The sequence below is a fragment of the Clostridium sp. 10cd* genome (assembly GCF_044336395.1).
In the GTDB taxonomy this organism is placed as follows: domain Bacteria; phylum Bacillota_I; class Bacilli_A; order Erysipelotrichales; family Erysipelotrichaceae; genus Clostridium_AQ; species Clostridium_AQ innocuum.
The window spans coordinates 2,619,549-2,638,508 of record NZ_CP172347.1 but is presented as its reverse complement, the minus strand read 5'-3'; the positions used below and the strand labels follow the sequence as shown (position 1 = coordinate 2,638,508).

Below are 18,960 nucleotides of genomic sequence, written 5' to 3'. Positions count from 1 at the left end.
TATGCTGCATTTACTGAAATACAGGTTTCGCCTGATGATTCGAAACAGAGTACTGCTGTTTTGGACATTGATATTTCCCATGCTGCTGACAACCTTCTTTGGAATGGTATTGAAGGATGCCTATACGGTGGATACCTTTCAAACGGTTCCAATCGCTGTCGTCGAGCAAAAGGATTTGTCACAGCTTAAAGCCGTTCTCAAGGATGTCAGGCAGGGGGATACTGCTTTGTTCAAGGTAAGCTATGTTGGTGAGGAACAGGCAAAGCAGCTGTTAAAGGAGGATAAGGTCAGCGCGGTTGTAAAGCTGCAGGACCCGATTGCAATCACTGTGAATCAAAACGGTCTGGATCAGACAATCACAAAAACCTTCTTTGATGAATACAGCCAGAAAATCCATCTGGTGGAGGAGGCGATGCAGCAATATCCCGATGGCTCCGCTGTATCTGCACTGTTCACACAGACAGCCTCTCATGTGAAGGAAGCGAACACGGATCATACAGATCTGTCCTCCGTCTTCTTCTATACAGTCCTGGCAATGAACGCCATGTTTGGCGGATACTGGGCGATCAATTCCATGTATGAGCTGCAGGCGAATCAAAGCGAACGTGCAGCACGCCTGGCAGTATCACCATTGCACAAGGGAAAGGCACTGCTTGCGGATTTTATAATTGATATAGCGATTCAAATTGTCTTTCTGCTCATCCAGTTTGCCTATATGTATTTCATTCTGGACGTATCCTTTGGATCACAGCTTGGCTATGTCTTCCTCATGATGGTGCTGGGAGCCTTTGCCGGAAATGCTTTTGGCATTCTGATTGGCAGTATCACTAGCAAGATACCTCCGGATGGCAAGACGGGGATCATGACCTCTATCACACTGATCTGCAGTGCGCTCGCCGGTATGATGGCGGTACAGCTGAAATATTATGTACAGGAATATGCTCCGTTTTTAACCTATATCAATCCGGTGAATATGATTACGGATGGCTTGTATTCCCTGTACTACTATGGTGTAGGCGAGCGCTATTTCTTTAATCTGGCATTGCTTGCAGGATTTACGATGGTATGCTATCTGATCAGCTTCCGTGCACTCAGTAGGAAGAGCTATCACAGTCTGGGGGTGCGTTAAATGAGTGTCTTAAAGGTTTATTATAAAATTATGAAATCACATTGGCTGACGCTGATGATCTATATGTCCATCTTCTTCACCGTCTTCTTTGTGTTTGGCATGTCTGCATCTGAGCGCAGTGATATTAAGATGTATGAGGGATCAAAGCCGAATATCGCCGTTCTTGACCGGGATGGCAGCAGTCTGAGTGAAGGCCTGTTAACCTATCTCGGCACACAGGCGAATATCAAGCATAAAAATGTATCGAACAGCGATGCACAGGATGCACTGTTCTATGCAGATGTGTCCGCTATCATAACGATTCCTGAGGGCTTTGAAGAGGAGTTCGCATCCGGGAAAGAAGCGGTTTCCATGAATCAGCGCCCGGACGATGTGAACGGTGTACTGCTTCAGCAGACAATCAATAAATATCTGGATACCATGCATGCGTATGAAAAGCTTTATCCGAAGCAGGGGATTTCTGAGCTGCATACACGCGTACAGAAAAATCTGAATACTACAGCTGAGGTGAAAATGTCAGATTCTGAAGAGGTTGCCACCTCCTCCATGCTGCGTGGTGCATATTTCAATTATGCTTCCTATATTATGCTTGTCATCACCATACTGCTGATCGGTTTAACGATGCATTCCTTTTTCAACGCGGAGATCACCAAGCGGAATCTGATTGCTCCGGTATCACAAAATCGTATGAACCTGCAGCTGGTGTTCTGTAATCTGTCTGTAGGTATCGCGTTGTGGGGACTTATGATGCTGATGATTCTCGGGATGGTATGGGACTCCATGATGACGCTGGGTGGCTTGCTGGAAATTGTCAATGCGTTTGTATTCATGCTGATGTGTGTTTCCATGTCCTTTATGTTCTGTGTGATATCCGCAAAAAGCAAGCATCCGGACGATATGCTGAACGGCATCAGCAATATTGTCGGTTTAGGCTCCAGCTTTCTGTGCGGTGCCTTTGTACCACTGAGTATGATCGGAGAGAATATCCTCGTGATATCCCGTTTTCTGCCGAGCTACTGGTATGTGAAGCTGAATGATTCGCTGACCTCGGCAGTTCATGTAGGAGATGCGCTGCTGCAGGAAGCCTTTATGACCTATGGAATTCTGCTGCTGTTTGCTGCTGCCTTCCTATGTATCGCACTGGTGATTATGAAAAACCGCCGTACGCAGGATGCACTAGAGGATACCAGTATGCAGCCATAATAAAAAGAGGAGGAGCCTTAGCAAGCTCTTCCTCTCTTATTTCCAAAAGAGAATCCAAAAGATTGTGATTTATCAATCCATACATGATTTCCTTTTTTTATATCCGCCAAAAGATCTATAAGGAAGGTTCATTTGATCCGCTCTGTTCTGACGTTTGCTATTTCCCAACCTTAAGCAGCCGTTCCTTTAGCTTGAAGCGGTTTCCAAAGCGGAAAAAGAAATCCATGACAAACGGTATAGCTGCCATACCGGCACCGGTCAATACAAACTGCATATAGCTCAGTCGTACCAGAGAGAAAATGCCCGGTAAAAAGACGATGCATGCAACAAAGAGTGCGGTCATGCTGGAGAAGATCAGCAGACGCTTTCTGGTAAACGGCGTACACACCCGATACAGAACGATCAGGGAGCTGGTACCTGTCAGTAATACACACATGGTGGACATAGCCGCCGGCGTCATTTGAAAAAACAAAGAGGATATATTGACATAAAGGATACTGAGTACGACACACAGCGCTCCGGGAAGGGCACGCCCCAGCACATTGATCAGAAAATTTCCCTCCACGCGGGCATGATTGGCTTCCAGTGCCAGGAAGAAGGAAGGAATACCAATTGTACAGGAGGATATCAGTGTAAGCTGAATCGGCTCAAACGGATAGCGGCTCATGAAGAAAAGGGTTAAAATACTGAGGATGGTTGAAAATGTCGTTTTCACAAGAAACAGGGAAGCGGCACGCTGAATATTGTTGATGACTCTTCGGCCCTCGTCCACGATATGCGGCATACTCGCAAAATTGTTGTCCAGTAAAACCAGATTGGCGATGTTCTTTGCTGCCTCGCTTCCCTGTGCAACAGAGATGCTGCAATCCGCTTCCTTTAAGGCCATGACATCATTGACACCGTCTCCTATCATTGCCGTGATATGCCCCTGTTCCTTTAGAGCGCGAATCATCAGCTTTTTCTGCATCGGTGAAACACGACCGAAAACGGTATAGGCTTTCACTGCTTCCGGAATATCCTCATCCTTTAAGGTGCTGGCATCCACATAGCGCTCATAATTTTTCAGATTAGCCTTATGTGCGATTTCATGAACCGTGCGTGGATCATCCCCGCTGATAACCTTGACATCAACCCCCTGCGACAGAAAGTAATCCAGGGTTTGCGGTGCCTCCAACCGGATGGGATCACTCAGCAGAATCAAAGCGATCACTGTATTGTTCTTGGCAGGCTCCTGTTCCATAGCTTCCTTGCTGTGTGCCAGTACCAGCACCCTGTTTCCAAGACTGGCCTGTTTGTCAATTTCAGCCTGCAGCTCTGCATTTTCACTGCCGTTGACAAATTCATAGGCACCCATGATATAGGTTCCGCGATTTTCAAAGCTTACGGCACTCAGCTTTCTTGCACTGGAGAAGGGAAGGGTATGTAATACGCGAAATGCTTCATATTCCTGCGGTGTATGCCTGCGAATCGCCTGAGCAGTTGCATTGTCATCCTGCAGAGCATCCATCATATTTGCAAGAATTAAAAGGATTTCCTTCTCGTCTGCGTTCAGTGCCTGGATACGCTCCACCTGCATATTGCCTTCCGTTATGGTTCCTGTCTTATCCAGACACAGGGTATCCACGCGTGCCAGTGTTTCAATGCAGTACAGCTCCTGCACCAGCGTTTTGCGCTTCGCCAGATTGATGGAGCCAACCGCCAGTGCAACGCTTGTCAATAAAACAAGGCCTTCCGGTATCATTCCCAGCAATGCCGCAACCGTAGATACGATCGCCTGCGGCAGAGTGCTCTCCGTCAGAAAAAACTGCTTTGAAAACAGCAGAATGCCAACGGGAATAATGATAATACCGATGGTTTTAATTATGAAGTTAATGGAATCCCGCAGCTGTGATTTATGCTTTTTAAATGTTTTTGCATCCTTCATAATCGTAGCGGCATAATTATCCTTGCCGACATGCTGTACCTGTACCTTGGCCTGTCCGCTGACGACAAAGCTGCCGGAATAAAGGGTATCGTGCGTATGCTTGACGATGATATCCGATTCTCCTGTAACCAGGGATTCGTTAACCTCCAGACGTCCCTCAACAACCATAGCGTCGGCGCATACCTGAGAGCCGGTGGAAAGGCATAGAATATCATCCAGAACGATATCATCCATATGCAGTTCCATTTCTTTTCCGTTGCGCAATACCTTCAAATAGGGCTGTGTAATCAAAGACAGCTTGTCCAATACACGCTTGGCTCGAATCTCCTGAAGGATACCGATGACCAGGTTGGAAATTACAACCCCCAGAAAAAGCAGATTTTTAAAGGAGCCGATAAAAATAATCAATCCTGCCAGAATAGCATTGATCAGATTAAACAGGGTTAAAACATTGTCCCGGAATATTTCCTCATAGCTTTTGGTAATGCGCTCATCCTGTGTATTGACACAGCCTGCATCAATACGCTCCTGAACCTGAGAATCGCTGAGACCCTGTGCTGGATCAATCCATTCTCGTTTGTCGTCATTGCTGTGCATGAAATCACCTCGTATATGTATATTATAGCAAATCCTAATGACTTTGGGCCTTACGCTTTTGTAATTTTGTCGTATTTCTTTCTTAAATATTTCTAAATTCAGCATATGCTTTCGTTAGTATATGTCGAAGCAACACGGATATGAAAGAAATAAGGCAGTGAAAGCCGTTTCTGGAAGTAGCATAGCAATATGAAGCTTGTTGATGAAGCCATTTGGAACCGATTGATATAAAACGGTGAGGCGTATTCGCTTTCTCATAAAAGCATTGTGTTCGGCAGGATTATATTCGAAAACGGCCTGCATTTATTTGTATAAACGTATCACTGGTATTGACGATTTCATTCGAGTAGTAAAGCCTTCTACAAACGGAAAGCAGGATTGCATACGAATGGAGCACATGGTATACTTGTCAGGGTAAGAATTGTGGAGGTAGGTATGAGTATTGTTACGGTAGAAAATGTTTCGCACAGCTTTGGCGGAAGACAGATTCTGGAGAATGTATCCTTTCGTTTGCTGAGCGGTGAGCATGTTGGTCTTGTCGGAGCCAACGGAGAAGGGAAATCAACCTTTCTGAATATACTGACGGGAAAGCTGGTTCCGGAGGAAGGGCGTGTTGCCTGGTGCCGCAGAATCACACGAGGCTATCTGGATCAGCATACGGTTCTGGAGAAGGGAAAGTCGATTCGTCAGGTATTGCAGGATGCATTTTCCCATTTGTTTGAGCTGGAAGCGGAAATGCTGCAGAAATATGAAGAGATGGGAGATTGCAGTGAGGAGCGTATGAATGAGCTTTTGCAGGATGTCGGGGAAATTCAGGACATACTGGAGCACAGCGGTTTCTATATGATTGATGCCAGAATACAGGAGGTCGCACAGGGCCTTGGATTACTGGATATCGGTCTGGAAAAGGATGTTACCATGTTGAGTGGAGGGCAGCGCTCCAAGGTGCTGTTATGCAAGCTGCTGCTGGAAAATCCGATGATTCTGATTCTGGATGAGCCGACCAACTATCTGGATGAGGGACATATTGCATGGCTTAAGAACTTTCTGATTTCCTATGAGCATGCATTTATTCTGGTGTCGCATGATATTCCGTTCTTAAACAGCGTTGTCAACATTATTTATCATGTTGAAAACTGTGAGCTGACACGGTATGTCGGAGATTACGATTATTTTCTAGAACAGCATGCGTTAAAGAAACGCCAGCTGGAGGCGGCATATGTAAAACAGCAGAAGGAAATCGCCGATCTGGAGGATTTCATCGCCCGCAACAAGGCGCGTGTTGCAACGCGTAACATGGCTCATTCCCGCCAGAAGAAGCTGGATAAGATGGATCGTATCGAAAAGGTAAAGGAAAAAGTGAAGCCCAGCTTTTCCTTTTTATCGGACCGCGCACCGGGGCGTGTGATTTTCGATGCAAGGGAACTGGTGATCGGCTATGAGGAACCGCTGACAAAAGCAATGCATCTGGTGCTGGAGCGCAATATGCGGGTGGCGATAAAAGGTGTTAACGGTCTTGGTAAGACAACACTGCTGAAAACGCTGATGGGCAGAATTCCAGGCGTCAGCGGAAGCGTTGAGGTTGACCCGTATGCATCCATCGGCTTCTTCGAGCAGGAGGAAGCCGGAGAATCCATGAGTGCACTGGATTATTTCTGGAAAGAGTATCCGGCGATGACAAACGGTGAGGTACGTGCGGCTCTGGCAAAGTGCGGACTGACGACAGATCATATCGAATCCGGAATGTGTGTGCTTTCCGGAGGAGAACAGGCAAAGGTTCGTCTTTGCGTGCTGATGAATCGTGAGCATAACGTTTTAGTGCTGGATGAGCCTACCAACCATCTGGATGTGGATGCCAAGGAAGAGCTGAAGCGGGCATTGAAGGCCTACAAGGGAACGATTCTTCTGGTTTCCCATGACCCGGATTTCTATGGCGATATTGTGGATGAGGTTTGGAATCTGGAGGAATGGACGACAAAAATTCTGTAATGCATTCGATGATGTATATTCTCTGGTGCTATAATGTAAGGAAAAGAACCCGTCAGGCGGCAGGTTCTTTTTTGAATAAACGTTTAAAGACAGGAGAACTTGATCTATTCCGCAGCGGTATGCTTCAGCTTTTCCTTTAAGTCGGGATAGGCTTCACATTCCAGAATAAATATGACGGCAGCATCAATCTGCGCGTTGGACAAGGTATCCACCCATCCATCATCGATTCCATACTTATGGATAATCTGTGCTCTTAATAAGGCTTTCTTGCCTTGGTCAAGACCCTCATCCTTTCCCTGTCTTTTGGCTTCCGCAGTTTGCTCTCTCAGATTTGCCTGTACTGCACGATTTGCAAACTCCACCGATTCCGCCCAGCTGAATAACGGGCCATCCTCACGCATTGCATTATATTTTTCCATAGCCACATTCACCATCCTTCTCTTCATGTTTAGTATAGCATCATCCGGATTATATGCAAGCACATAACAGAAGGTTTCAAATTCTGTCAGGTTTTCCATACCCCGACCTCCTTCACACGCTGCCTGATCATCGGTAAAAACACAATTGCACGATGCAGAGTATTGTTTGGTTCTTCCTGATTGTCTTCATCCTTTACCGTATAGTGACGAATCATGCGTCCTCCTGCTTTCGGCATCGAATTCATAAAGATAATCTGATAAAACGGCTTCAGCTTGGTATAATCATCCCCCTGCTTCAGCTGTCTTCCGACCAGTCGGTAGCCATACTGCTGAAAACGCAGCTGTTCCTCCTTCGTATACCCGGATACCTGCATCTCCAAATCATAAAGGTGACCGGTTTCATCCTCCAATACAACATCCAAAACCGTTCGTTTTCCGAAAAAGACTTCCGGCAGCAGCTCCGGATTCAGCACCTGGGTTCTTTGAACCTTCAATCCATAAATTTCTTCAATAATTCTGCTTCTCAGCAATTTAGAGCCTGCATCCTCTCCAATCAGCATATACTTGAAAAAAACATCATTGTGAAAGGGAATCGGATACTCCCTTTTCATCTCTTTTTGCATATGTACAATCCTCCTTTTTTTTATATACACTCTTATATACGTATCGAACATGCAAAACTCCTAAAATTTTTACAGATATTTTTATTTTTTTTATCTAAAAAGCAGGCAGAATACGCCCACCTCATGGTCGATGAACAGGTGGGGGATGAGTGCAGCCATATTTCTTTTCATCCTTGTTTTCTTTCTGTTTTTCACGAATCGTTTCTTAAATTTCTCTTGCGTTCGTGGTATAATGAAGTCAGCAAAAGGAGGGTTTCCAATATGAAATCATATCGTACATATTCTAGTATCCTATCTGCTAATCACCCGCAAAACCCCCGGCTTTTCTGCTCTTACACATCGTGCTAAAAATCTGTACAACGTTGCTTCGTTCTATATAAGAAATGCGTACAGTGCTTCCATCAAATCAAATGAGGATCGCTTTCCACATGAGATACAGGTCCTGGAAGATCTCAATGGTGTCGTTGATGAATTGAATGTCATACGTCAAAAGCATCATAGCACACCATTCCACATCATTGATCATGATCATCGCTTTGTTTCCATGCAGCATCTGGATGGTTTTTTCAAATTGCGTGACCAGATCGATTACCGTGCTCTTCCTGCGCAGGCAAATCAGATTGTTTTGCATATGCTGTATCGTGACTGGAAAAGCTTTTTTGCTACTTTAGCTGATTACAAAGCACATCCTGACAAATATGAAGCAGTCCCTCATATCCCTCGATATGCAGATAAAGACGGTTATAAACCCTTGATCTTTACCAATCAGATATGCAAACTGAGAAAAGACAAGCATGGTTGGTATGTAAAGTTTCCTAAGGCAGTGCTGCAGGCAGGGTGTGTACGTGACCGATATGATCTTGGTAAGATGGACCTGCATGAACAGAAGCTGAAGGAAGTACGTCTGATTCCCAATGGAGATACTATCAAGCTTGAAATCGTATGCGAGATAGAAATCATGGAACCGACGATTACAATCCATGAGGCAACCAGAGTGGCCGGCATTGATATTGGTGTCGATAATCTGATGGCGATTGCATTTACGAGTGGACACCACCCTGTGCTGATAAAAGGAAATGAAATAAAAGCAGTCAATCAATTCTACAACAAACAGATCGCACATTACCGCTCACTGCTAAGAATCGGAAAGAAGGATAGCAAAGGGATCCATCAAACAAAACGAATGAAACGTATCAGCGAAAAGCGAAATCGACGTGTAAAGGATATCCTGCACAAAGCATCAAGAAAAATAATAGATCTATGTGTGGAGGAAGGAATCGAAGTTATCGTCGTAGGAAATAATGCAGGTTGGAAGAAGCGTATCCATATGGGGAAGAAGAACAATCAGACCTTTGTGCAGATACCGTTTCGTACGCTGATCGAAATGATCAAATACAAAGGAGAAGCGGCAGGGATCAGAGTCGTGGTCTGTGAAGAAAGCTATACATCGAAAGCTAGTTCCATTGACGAGGATCAAATACCAGTCTATGGAAACGATGTAACACACACCTTCACAGGGAAAAGAATCAAACGAGGATTGTACAGAAGCAAAAACGGCATTCTAATGAATGCCGATATCAATGGAGCAAGCAATATCATACGAAAAGTATATCCATGTATGCCAAAGCGAGAGCGATGGAGTAGAGGTACAGTGAACGTACCAGTTACGTGTATCTGAACACGAACAAAATGTTTTGATGAATGCGTAGGCATTCATTAGAAGCCGCTTGCTCTTTAGCTGGCGGTAGTTCACAATCGATTTTGTAAACATGAGCAAAAAAGCGCTTGTTGGCTGTTGAGGGTTTACGGAATTTGGAATGTGTCAAGGTGGTTAACCGATATCCGAATCAGGTATACAAACACATAAGCGTAATAGGAGTGCAGATAATGATGGCTTTTCCATATTGCAATGATGAATTGTTATGCTGGAATTTGCTGCAATCATAAAATCTTCGATATGTTGAGAAATAGGCATAAAGGTTACGTGCTATTGTATTATAATGAAAAATATGCTATATATAAGATGTAGAGTGGCAGTTAAATCAGACTGGGCATATAGTAATAGATATTTACTGTGAAAAGTATCCATATGTTGATTCAGTGAAGCATGTATAGAATCCAATACAAAGATTCATACTTGATTCCATTCTTCGCATTTTGAGTAGGATGCAAACAGTACATGAAGGTTGATTCAACTTCCTTGTTTTATCATAAAATTGAATGATTTTTTATCTGTCGTATATCCCCCTGCTGCAGCAGGCCGGCTTTGTTTAGCTAATCAGGCATGATTAGCAACTGGAAGGAAGGTGAATGTATGTCTCAGATTTCAAAGGAAACAAAGGAATTGAACAAAGCATGGGTTTCCAAACAACAGGATTTACACAAAACATACAGCAGCTATATCATCGGTGGTGGTGTACTCGTTGTTATTGTTCTTCTGATACTACTTGCAATTATGTACCTTTGAATCTCTGCTGTATCGGCTAATAATGCGGACACAGGATATGAAAACGCATTTGCATGCTTATTCTGTTCGTTTCACATTTTGTCATTGTGACCTGCTGCAGACATATGAAAAGAAATCTTTCTCTGTATTCCCTGTAGAAAACAAAGATAAGATTTCTTTTTAACGATAGATTTGTGATATACTTTTCAGGATAGCTGCAGGAGGAATAGATCATGAGAATTAAGAAAAGAGTCTTATCTGGCGGTGTTGTCGTGCTGACGGTTTTTCTGGTGTTAGGTGTATGCAAACCTGATATCGATAAATTCTGCCGTCAGAATCGAAGCATCACGGCTTTTTTTGCCAGTAAGGGTGTCGATTCGTTTGGAGAGTATCTTGGAGGCTTCATGTTTGATGCTGCAGCATTGGGTGTATGTGCTGTATTGGTTTTTTTTATTGCTCGTCATATCGGCACTCGTTTTCATAACCTTCAGGATCGAAGGAAGAAGTAGCAAACCGATACGATTGTGAAGCCTCAGGCTGCCGGCTTACCCTGCGCATAGGTGTGAATCAGCAGACCGATAACAACGATACTGCAGCCGATCAGCTTGTGCATGGAAAACAGATCCAGCAGAAAATAATCCAGTAGCATACCGCTGGCAAGCTGTGCAACAAATACAATCAGTGTCAGCTGCAGGGGAGGAATGCGGGTTACGATACGATTTAGAATAATAATATTGATGACACCGATGACACCGCCCATAAGCAGGATAGCGTTCCCGTTTTTCATCAGCTGCGGGAGTGCGGGGGAAATATGCGGGGCAAACAGCAACAGAAAAGCCAGACTCGCCAGCAACCCGCTCGCATAATTGAAAAAGCTGCTGGATAATGCTCCGATTTTTTCCGCCAACAAGGCATTTACACTGCGACTCAATACGATACTGACCCCTGCCAGCAATGCAAAGAAAATGGAACAGATATAGCTCATTCCAGCATCACCCCGATTCCTATTAAAATAATGAGCAGAGATACCAGCTTTATCGGCTGCAGTTTCTGTTTTTGTGTGCCAAGCGCACCGCTTTGTTCCAGAATGATCGAAGTCAGCATCTGTCCACATAATCCCAATGCACTAATCATTGAGGCTCCCAAAATCGTAATGGTCAGATTGTTGAAGAAGACAGTGAATACCCCGATTACACCACCCAGATATAAAAAACGGGAAGCATGGGGAAGGTCTCGAAGCGAAATGTGTTTTACTTTTAAAACGATATACATCGTCAATAACCCGCAGGCATGGATTAGAACCGTTGCGGTATACAGATCGATCAGATCAGAAAGCTGTCCGTTAAATACCATCATGACACTGACCACAATACCACTGAGTATTGCCATACTGATTGCCATATTATCACCTCGTATAGTAGAATACAGGTTTTTCTTGAACACGCATAGGACATATGTCATAATGAGAGAAGAAAGCAGATGATTAAGGAAAGGCGATACACATTGCATACCTTTTCAAAAACGGACGGAGGAAGTGTATGGAAAAAACGGCAGCCGCTTATATTCGGAAATATCGACTCGATCAGATTCTGGAGGAACGGCATGTATCCATGCTGGAATTAAAAACATGGAAGCGGCGGGATATCCTTCTGCATGCAGATACCGAGCTGCATCATCTTTTGTTTCTGGTGGAGGGAAAGGCAAAGACCAGCTATATCAGTGCAAACGGACAAACGGTCCTGCACTCCTTCCTGTATCCGCTCAGTATTCTTGGTGAGGTGGAGCTTTGGAAGCAGATGCCTGTGCTGAATGAAGTGACGGCATTGAGTGAAGTAATAACACTGCAGTTGCCATTAGTTCGCTGTGAACAGTCACTCAGACAGGATGTCCGCTTTCTGCAGTATCTGGTATCCGAGCTGTCGGAAAAGCTGAAAAACAGCAATCGCAACGCATCCATCTCGCTTTCCTATCCGGTTGAAAACCGTTTGGCATCATATCTCATGGCAGTATGTGAGCGGGATGTTTTTCAGGAGGATCATGGTGAGGTTAGCAGTTTGATTGGCTGCAGCTACCGGCAGCTGCAGCGCTGTCTGTCACAGTTTTGTGAACAGGGGCTCCTATATAAATGTGAAAAAGGCGTTTATCGAATCAATAACCGTAAACAGCTGCAAACGCTGGGGCAGGACATCTATGGAGGAATTACATCATGAGTGTGGATATTAAAATTGTAAACAGGGGAATTTTCAAAAAGAAACTCAGTATGCATGATTTTCTGGAAACCGGTCTGCAGGCAGGCGTCATGGACAGCACCTGGCGGATGCAGCCGCTGGAGGCGGAATCGGCAGATGACTTTATCCTGTATGACCCTTCGTGTATCGCAAGAGGTATACAGGTGGTCTGGAAGCAGCCGTATGAGGTGGAGCTGTATCTGCTGCTGCCGACCTGCCATCAGGAAATCGAAGCCTTTTATGCCCTGATTCAGCACCTCTGCAAACGCTGGAAGACGAGTGCCTTTGAACAGGATGGGGAAACACAGGAGCTGCGAAGCATTGCAGGTATTAAGCAGCATCTCACCACATTCAGTGACGAGTGTCTGGGTTCCTTTCTGAAAGAGCATGCGGATGGCTGTTTCTTTTCCGCTATGCACCCACTTTGGTTTGAACAGCAGGATCACGAGGAGATGCACGACGACTTCGGAGCATGGCTGCATAACCATCAGAAGCAGGATGTTTATTATGCAGTACCACGCGTCTACCAGAAGGAGGATGGATTTTTCGGTGTATATACAATAACCTCCACCGTTGACAGTCTGTTGCCAATCAAGCCGGAGGCACCCTTTGGGATGAAGGATCCGGTAAGTGGAGAGGACATACAAATTGATACTTGGTATGCGGCCTTTTATGATCTGGAAGAGGAGACCTTTCTGGGACAGCTTCCATATGAAGCATTTGTAAAGGAAATTCATTTATCGGAATGTGAACGCTATGATGCTAAAATGCGAAAGCTGCCGGGTATGCGTGCCGCACATCAAAGAGAACTGATTCAGCAATATGGTGTGGACATCTGATGGCGCTAGAGGCAAAAAAGAACGCTGTAGTATTCTATAATCAATGGACGATGCTTCCTGCAAAGAAGATTCATGAAGGCGTTCAACATATACATGGCTAAGTATAAAAAAATGCAGCCCATGCGGATGCCAGGTTCTTTCTCGATTGCGGGTAAATATAAAACAGGGAGACTCCAACTTCTATTGATAAATACAATAGTGTTGAAGTCTCCCTTTTGCAAAAACCCTAAAATAAGAAAGAACCGTATGCCGGTCTGCTTTTTTCTTATTGGATCACAGCCAGGATATTTTGTTTTCCGTACCGTTTTTAATTTTTACGATATTTGCCCTGTGCCGGTAGATCACCAGTATTGTCAACAGCCAGCTGGCCGCGACAATCTCCACGCTGATATGCAGCTGCATAACCGTGATATAGATACTGCTGGTAAGTGCAGCGCACATGCTGGACAGCGATACCATCTTACCTGCGTACAGCACAACCAGAAATACTGCGAACGGTACGATCAGATACCACGCACTCTGGAAGGTAAAAATGGATGTTGATAACAGAAATCCAAACATTGTCGCAACGGCTTTCCCACCGCGGAACCCTGCAAATACCGGATAACAGTGACCAAATGCCGCCGCAAAGCCTGCCCATATGCTTGCCTCCAGATCAAAGCAGGAAACGACACCGACAGCAACAACAACCTTTACTACATCACAGACAATGACTGAAATTCCGGCTTTTTTTCCTAACACACGTCCTGCATTGGTGCCGCCCAGATTGCCGCTTCCGAAATTGCGGACGTCTGTCTTATAGAAAAGTTTTCCGATGACGAGGGCAAACGGGATGGACCCCAGCAGATACCCCAGCCCCAGATACCAGATCCAGTTGATATTCATAGCTTCACCTCATTCATATTCGTCTATATTTTACCACCTTACCCACATAAGGAAAAGAAAAAAGAAACAATTCTTCTTATTTTCATGTTTTTAGTATATAATAATTAGGCCGTATTGCGGATTTTAAAAGAAATTTAATTGCAGGAAGGTTTTAAATTTGATACACTGAACAAAGCGGGCTGTTGATGAGGTCAACGACAGCGAAATAGAAAGAGGTGATGGTATGGCAGAAAATGCATATGATGGAAGCAGTATACAGATTCTTGACGGCCTTGATGCTGTACGGAAACGACCGGGTATGTATATCGGCTCCACAGATTCCAGAGGCTTGCACCATCTGGTTTGGGAGATCGTAGACAACTCGATTGACGAGGCATTGAACGGTCATGGGGATACAATCCGCATAACGATAGAAAAAGACAACGTGATCTGCGTGGAGGATGAAGGACGGGGTATGCCGGTGGATATGCATGCCAGCGGTGTTCCCACTGTGCAGGTCATTTATACGGTACTGCATGCCGGTGGTAAATTCAGCACGGAGGGCGGCTATAAGACCAGCGGCGGTCTGCACGGTGTTGGTGCCAGCGTGGTAAATGCGCTGAGTGAATGGGTGGAGGTTACGGTTCATCGTGACGGTAAAATCTATCGCATGAGCTTTTCCGACGGGGGACGTGAGGTATCCAAGCTGGAGGTTATCGGTAAAACGAACAAAACCGGAAGCAAGGTACGCTTTAAGGCGGATAAAACAATGTTTTCAACGACGAAGTACTCCTTTCACCAGATCGCAGAGCGCGCCCAGGAGGATGCCTTCTTACTGGAGGGCTTAAAGCTAGTCGTACGCGATGAGCGCGAAGGGAAGGAACGCGAGGAGGTTTATCATTATGAGCAGGGGCTGGTTGCCTTCATGGAATATCTTCATGAGGATAAGCAGGTCTTCCATAAACCGGTTGCCTTCAGCGGAATGAGCAATGAAATCAAGGTGGACTGTGCCTTCCAGTATACGGATGAGTATCAGGAGAATATTTTTTCCTTTGTCAACATCGTTCGTACCAAGGATGGCGGAACGCATGAAACCGGAGCGAAGAATGCCTTTACCAAGGTGTTTAACGAATACGCAAGGAAAAACGGCTTACTGAAGGAAAAGGATAAAAACTTTGAGGGAAGCGATGTCCGGGAAGGGCTGACGATCATCCTGTCACTGGGGGTGCCGGAAAATCTCTTGCAGTTTGAAGGACAGACCAAGGGCAAGCTGGGAACGGCAGAGGCGAAGGCAGCGGTGGACAGTATCGTAAGTGAAAAGCTGAGCTTTTTCCTGGAGGAAAACAAGGAGCTTGCCATCACACTGATCAAGAAGATGCAGCGTGCTTCGACGGCACGCGAGGCTGCCCGCAAGGCGCGTGAGGATGCCCGTAAGGGGAAAACCAGAGGAAAAACCGAGAAGATCCTATCCGGAAAGCTGGCGAGCGCACAGAGCAAGGATGCCAGAAAAAAAGAGCTGTATCTGGTCGAGGGGGATTCTGCCGGAGGCAGTGCCAAGCAGGGAAGAGACAGCAAATACCAGGCGATTCTTCCACTGCGCGGTAAGGTGCTGAATACTGAAAAGGCAAGCATCACCAATATCGAAAAAAATGAAGAGCTGAATACCATCATTCATGCGCTGGGAGCCGGTGTGGGTGCGAATTTTCACGCAGAGGATTCCAATTACCATAAGGTCATCATCATGACCGATGCCGATACGGATGGTGCGCATATTCAGATTCTGCTGCTGACGTTCTTCTACCGTTACATGCGGGAGCTGATTGAACAGGGCATGGTGTATATCGCACTGCCGCCGCTGTACAAGCTGCAAAAGGGCAAGGAAATCCAGTATGCATGGACCGATGAGGAGCTGGATGAGCTGCGCAAAACCTTCCCGAAGGGCTTCAGTCTGCAGCGCTACAAGGGACTTGGTGAAATGAATGCAGATCAGCTGTGGGATACGACCATGTGTCCGGAAACCCGTACACTGATTCAGGTAACGATTGACGATGCGGTTGTGGCTGAGAAGCGCGTATCTGTTTTAATGGGGGATAAGGCCAATCTGCGCCGTGACTGGATCGAGGAAAACGTATCCTTTACACTGGAAGATGATTATGAAGTGGAGGCAAGACGATGAAGAAAAAAGAACTGCCTGCTGTTGAGCATCACAGCAGCGTCATTTCCTCTCCGCTGGAAGATATCATGGGGGATCGCTTCGGGCGATACTCAAAATATATTATTCAGGATCGTGCGCTGCCGGATGCCAGAGATGGTCTGAAGCCGGTGCAGCGAAGAATTTTGTATGCGATGTATGAGGATGGCAACACCTGGGACAAGGGGTATCGGAAATCTGCGAAGACGGTCGGTCTTGTCATCGGTAACTATCACCCCCACGGGGATTTCTCTGTCTATGATGCAATGGTGCGTATGTCACAGGAATGGAAGATTCGCACACCGCAGATCGACATGCAGGGAAATAACGGATCGATTGATGATGATCCCGCAGCAGCCATGCGTTACACAGAGGCAAGACTAGGGAGGATCAGTGAGCATCTGTTAAAGGATATTGAAAAGGAAACCGTGCTGTGGGCACCGAACTTCGATGATACGGCAATGGAGCCGACCGTGCTTCCTGCCCGTTATCCCAACCTGCTGGTTAACGGCATTACGGGTATTGCTGCCGGGTATGCGACCAATATTCCACCGCATAATCTGAGCGAGGCAATCGATGCGGCTGTGTATCGTATCCAGCATGCGGACTGCAGTCTGGATGAGCTGATGGAATACATACAGGGACCGGATTTTCCAACCGGAGGAATTGTACAGGGAATTGAAGGAATCCGGGAAGCCTTTGAAACCGGAAAGGGCCGCATCATCATCCGCGGTAAGGCAAACATCGAACAGAAGAAAACTGTACAGCAGATCGTCATTACAGAAATTCCGTATGAAGTGATCAAGAGCAACATGGTCAAAAAAATTGATGATATCCGTCTGAACAAAAAAATCGAGGGGATTCTCGATGTGAGGGATGAGAGTGACCGCAACGGGTTGCGTGTCGTTGTGGATATGAAAAAGGATGCCAATGCCCAGGTGATTCTGAATTATCTGTATAAAAATACCGATCTGCAGGTTTCCTATAATTATAATGTTGTGGCGATTGTTGACAAGCGTCCGGTTCAAATGGGTCTGGCTCCGATGCTGGATGCCTTTATTGAGCATCGCCGTGAGGTGATCGAGCGCAGAAGCCGCTTCGATTTGAAAAAGAAGGAAGACCGCTGCCATATTCTGGAGGGTCTGATCAAGGCGGTATCCGTTCTGGATGAAATCATTGCATTGATTCGTGCCAGCAAGGACAAGGCGGATTCCAAGCGCCGCATCATGGATGCCTTTGCCTTCAGCGATGCACAGGCAGAGGCAATCGTTACCATGCGGCTGTATCGTCTGTCCTCCACGGATATTACGCAGCTGCGTGAGGAATATGCCGCACTGCTGAATGAAATAGAGGAGCTGCACGATATTCTGGAGAATCCAAAAATGCTGAAAAAGGTCATGATCCGTGAGCTGAATGAGGTGAAAAAGGCCTTTAAGACACCGCGTTTGACAAGTATTGAGCATGAAATTGAAGAAATCGTTATCGACAAGCTTGCGATGATCAACAGTGAACAGGTGATGTTCACCATTTCCCGTGACGGCTATTTCAAGCGGGTATCCATGCGCAGCTACGGTGCCAGCAGAGACGATATGACCGGCTTAAAGGAAGGCGATCATCTGGTCGGCTATGGGGAAGTGAATACGCTGGATCATGTATTGTTTTTTACAACACAGGGTACCTATGGCTATACGCCGGTATATGATGTCGAGGAATCCCGCTGGAAGGAAATCGGAAGTCATATCAACTCCACGATTCGCATCAGCGGAGAAGAAAAAATCACGGATGCCTTTGTCCTGCGCAGCTTTGCGACGAATGCCTACATGATTTCCGTAACGAAAAACGGTCTTGTGAAAAAGACGGCAGTACGGGAATATGAGGTATCACGGAACAATAAAACCATGAGCAATATGAAGCTGCTGGATGGGGACGCGGTCGTGAAAACGATGGTCGCCTATGCTTATGATGAAATTCTGATTGCATCGAAAAACGGCTTTGTGAGCCGGTATCCGGTATCCCTCATTCCGGAAACCTCTCCACGCTCCAAGGGTGTGAAGGCAATGAATCTGGTCCTGGATGAAATTGTCAGTGCCTGCATTTCTCATGGGGATGCTTCCCAGCTGATCGTCTTTACGGATCAGTGTCAAATGAAGCGCATCAAGCTGAGCGATGTTGATGTGACCGGACGTCCGACCAAGGGCAGCATGATCTGTAAAAAGGTGAAATCCAAGCCTTATCAGATTGCGCATATTGCACTTCATGACCTGAATGATGAGCTTGTCATCATCAATGAGGAAACGCAGAAGATTCTTGCAAAGGATATCAGTCTGATGAGCAAAGACGCCACCTTCTCCTCGCCGTTGCATACCACACAGGATTACTATTTCCTGCGGACACTTGCAGCTGTCGAGCAGCGTGAGCTGCCTGCAATACAGGAGGAAAAACAGGAGTTTGAAGAAATCGAACTGTTTGAAGACTAATTCATAGAAAAAGCCGGGGCGCTATGCTTCG

14 protein-coding genes and 1 pseudogene are annotated in these 18,960 nt (G+C 45.8%); 10 read left to right on the top strand and 5 right to left on the bottom strand.

Translation table 11 applies throughout. The features are described 5' to 3' along the window. Nucleotide 1 precedes the first annotated feature (1 nt). Entirely contained in the window at nucleotides 2–1,129 is a 1,128-nt protein-coding gene (locus ACG3M1_RS13110; RefSeq protein WP_008817160.1) for an ABC transporter permease, read from the top strand. Then, nucleotides 1,130–2,332, top strand: a complete 1,203-nt coding sequence (locus tag ACG3M1_RS13105) for an ABC transporter permease (protein WP_008817161.1) — start codon at nucleotides 1,130–1,132, stop codon at nucleotides 2,330–2,332. It begins immediately after the preceding gene. A 157-nt stretch (nucleotides 2,333–2,489) separates the two neighbouring features. Here ACG3M1_RS13105 and ACG3M1_RS13100 read toward each other — a convergent pair whose 3' ends face one another. After that, complete coding sequence (locus ACG3M1_RS13100; RefSeq protein ID WP_008817162.1) at nucleotides 2,490–4,853, bottom strand: HAD-IC family P-type ATPase; 2,364 nt, start codon at nucleotides 4,851–4,853, stop codon at nucleotides 2,490–2,492. 435 nt (nucleotides 4,854–5,288) lie between these two features. On the opposite strand from ACG3M1_RS13100, the gene ACG3M1_RS13095 reads away from it, so the two are divergent. After that, complete coding sequence (locus ACG3M1_RS13095; RefSeq protein WP_065531564.1) at nucleotides 5,289–6,842, top strand: ABC-F family ATP-binding cassette domain-containing protein; 1,554 nt, start codon at nucleotides 5,289–5,291, stop codon at nucleotides 6,840–6,842. A gap of 104 nt (nucleotides 6,843–6,946) precedes the next feature. Here the strand turns inward: ACG3M1_RS13095 and ACG3M1_RS13090 are convergent. Further along, nucleotides 6,947–7,884 (bottom strand): annotated as a pseudogene (locus ACG3M1_RS13090) (PD-(D/E)XK nuclease family transposase). 472 nt (nucleotides 7,885–8,356) lie between these two features. Between ACG3M1_RS13090 and ACG3M1_RS13085 the strand changes: the two are divergent. The 3 genes from ACG3M1_RS13085 (at nucleotide 8,357) to ACG3M1_RS13075 (ending at nucleotide 10,839) form a co-directional block, all read left to right on the top strand. Next, on the top strand, nucleotides 8,357–9,562 hold the full coding sequence (locus ACG3M1_RS13085) for an RNA-guided endonuclease InsQ/TnpB family protein (protein ID WP_157813420.1): 1,206 nt from the start codon (nucleotides 8,357–8,359) through the stop codon (nucleotides 9,560–9,562). A 636-nt stretch (nucleotides 9,563–10,198) separates the two neighbouring features. Beyond that, complete coding sequence (locus tag ACG3M1_RS13080) at nucleotides 10,199–10,351, top strand: hypothetical protein (protein ID WP_008817165.1); 153 nt, start codon at nucleotides 10,199–10,201, stop codon at nucleotides 10,349–10,351. 212 nt (nucleotides 10,352–10,563) lie between these two features. Then, nucleotides 10,564–10,839 carry a hypothetical protein gene (locus ACG3M1_RS13075; protein ID WP_009587419.1) on the top strand — a complete coding sequence of 92 codons (276 nt, stop codon included), beginning with the start codon at nucleotides 10,564–10,566 and terminating at the stop codon, nucleotides 10,837–10,839. Nucleotides 10,840–10,862: 23 nt separating this feature from the next. Here ACG3M1_RS13075 and ACG3M1_RS13070 read toward each other — a convergent pair whose 3' ends face one another. Together ACG3M1_RS13070 and ACG3M1_RS13065 are read right to left on the bottom strand one after the other, a co-directional pair. Next, the gene (locus tag ACG3M1_RS13070; protein ID WP_054344375.1) at nucleotides 10,863–11,315 is read right to left on the bottom strand and encodes a DMT family transporter; all 453 of its coding nucleotides are present in this window, start codon (nucleotides 11,313–11,315) and stop codon (nucleotides 10,863–10,865) included. After that, nucleotides 11,312–11,731, bottom strand: coding sequence for a DMT family transporter (locus ACG3M1_RS13065; protein ID WP_008817167.1), 420 nt, complete (start codon nucleotides 11,729–11,731; stop codon nucleotides 11,312–11,314). Before ACG3M1_RS13065 ends, ACG3M1_RS13070 begins: the two co-directional genes overlap by 4 nt. 137 nt (nucleotides 11,732–11,868) lie before the next feature. Here ACG3M1_RS13065 and ACG3M1_RS13060 point away from each other — a divergent pair, with 137 nt between their 5' ends. Together ACG3M1_RS13060 and ACG3M1_RS13055 are read left to right on the top strand one after the other, a co-directional pair. After that, a complete protein-coding gene (locus ACG3M1_RS13060) occupies nucleotides 11,869–12,540 on the top strand; it encodes a cyclic nucleotide-binding domain-containing protein (protein ID WP_009587395.1) in 672 nt (223 codons plus the stop codon). After that, complete coding sequence (locus ACG3M1_RS13055; protein WP_009587421.1) at nucleotides 12,537–13,397, top strand: DUF4299 family protein; 861 nt, start codon at nucleotides 12,537–12,539, stop codon at nucleotides 13,395–13,397. The genes ACG3M1_RS13060 and ACG3M1_RS13055 overlap by 4 nt, the downstream gene beginning before the upstream one ends. 273 nt (nucleotides 13,398–13,670) lie before the next feature. Here ACG3M1_RS13055 and plsY read toward each other — a convergent pair whose 3' ends face one another. Further along, the gene (gene plsY / locus ACG3M1_RS13050; protein ID WP_002609193.1) at nucleotides 13,671–14,282 is read right to left on the bottom strand and encodes a glycerol-3-phosphate 1-O-acyltransferase PlsY; all 612 of its coding nucleotides are present in this window, start codon (nucleotides 14,280–14,282) and stop codon (nucleotides 13,671–13,673) included. Between the two features lie 223 nt (nucleotides 14,283–14,505). Here plsY and parE point away from each other — a divergent pair, with 223 nt between their 5' ends. Both parE and parC read left to right on the top strand, forming a co-directional pair. Beyond that, entirely contained in the window at nucleotides 14,506–16,437 is a 1,932-nt protein-coding gene (gene parE, locus ACG3M1_RS13045) for a DNA topoisomerase IV subunit B (protein WP_009587402.1), read from the top strand. After that, nucleotides 16,434–18,929 (top strand): DNA topoisomerase IV subunit A, encoded by a 2,496-nt coding sequence (gene parC, locus ACG3M1_RS13040; protein ID WP_257339629.1) that lies wholly within the window; start codon nucleotides 16,434–16,436, stop codon nucleotides 18,927–18,929. The genes parE and parC overlap by 4 nt, the downstream gene beginning before the upstream one ends. Nucleotides 18,930–18,960: the final 31 nt, after the last annotated feature.

Bases quoted from the DNA above. Each gene is read 5' to 3' on its own strand.
- ACG3M1_RS13110 (WP_008817160.1), top strand. From the start codon at position 2: ATGCTGCATTTACTGAAATACAGGTTTCGCCTGATGATTCGAAACAGA.
- ACG3M1_RS13105 (WP_008817161.1), top strand. From the start codon at position 1,130: ATGAGTGTCTTAAAGGTTTATTATAAAATTATGAAATCACATTGGCTG.
- ACG3M1_RS13100 (WP_008817162.1), bottom strand. From the start codon at position 4,853: ATGCACAGCAATGACGACAAACGAGAATGGATTGATCCAGCACAGGGT.
- ACG3M1_RS13095 (WP_065531564.1), top strand. From the start codon at position 5,289: ATGAGTATTGTTACGGTAGAAAATGTTTCGCACAGCTTTGGCGGAAGA.
- ACG3M1_RS13080 (WP_008817165.1), top strand. From the start codon at position 10,199: ATGTCTCAGATTTCAAAGGAAACAAAGGAATTGAACAAAGCATGGGTT.
- ACG3M1_RS13075 (WP_009587419.1), top strand. From the start codon at position 10,564: ATGAGAATTAAGAAAAGAGTCTTATCTGGCGGTGTTGTCGTGCTGACG.
- ACG3M1_RS13070 (WP_054344375.1), bottom strand. From the start codon at position 11,315: ATGAGCTATATCTGTTCCATTTTCTTTGCATTGCTGGCAGGGGTCAGT.
- ACG3M1_RS13065 (WP_008817167.1), bottom strand. From the start codon at position 11,731: ATGGCAATCAGTATGGCAATACTCAGTGGTATTGTGGTCAGTGTCATG.
- ACG3M1_RS13060 (WP_009587395.1), top strand. From the start codon at position 11,869: ATGGAAAAAACGGCAGCCGCTTATATTCGGAAATATCGACTCGATCAG.
- ACG3M1_RS13055 (WP_009587421.1), top strand. From the start codon at position 12,537: ATGAGTGTGGATATTAAAATTGTAAACAGGGGAATTTTCAAAAAGAAA.
- plsY (WP_002609193.1), bottom strand. From the start codon at position 14,282: ATGAATATCAACTGGATCTGGTATCTGGGGCTGGGGTATCTGCTGGGG.
- parE (WP_009587402.1), top strand. From the start codon at position 14,506: ATGGCAGAAAATGCATATGATGGAAGCAGTATACAGATTCTTGACGGC.
- parC (WP_257339629.1), top strand. From the start codon at position 16,434: ATGAAGAAAAAAGAACTGCCTGCTGTTGAGCATCACAGCAGCGTCATT.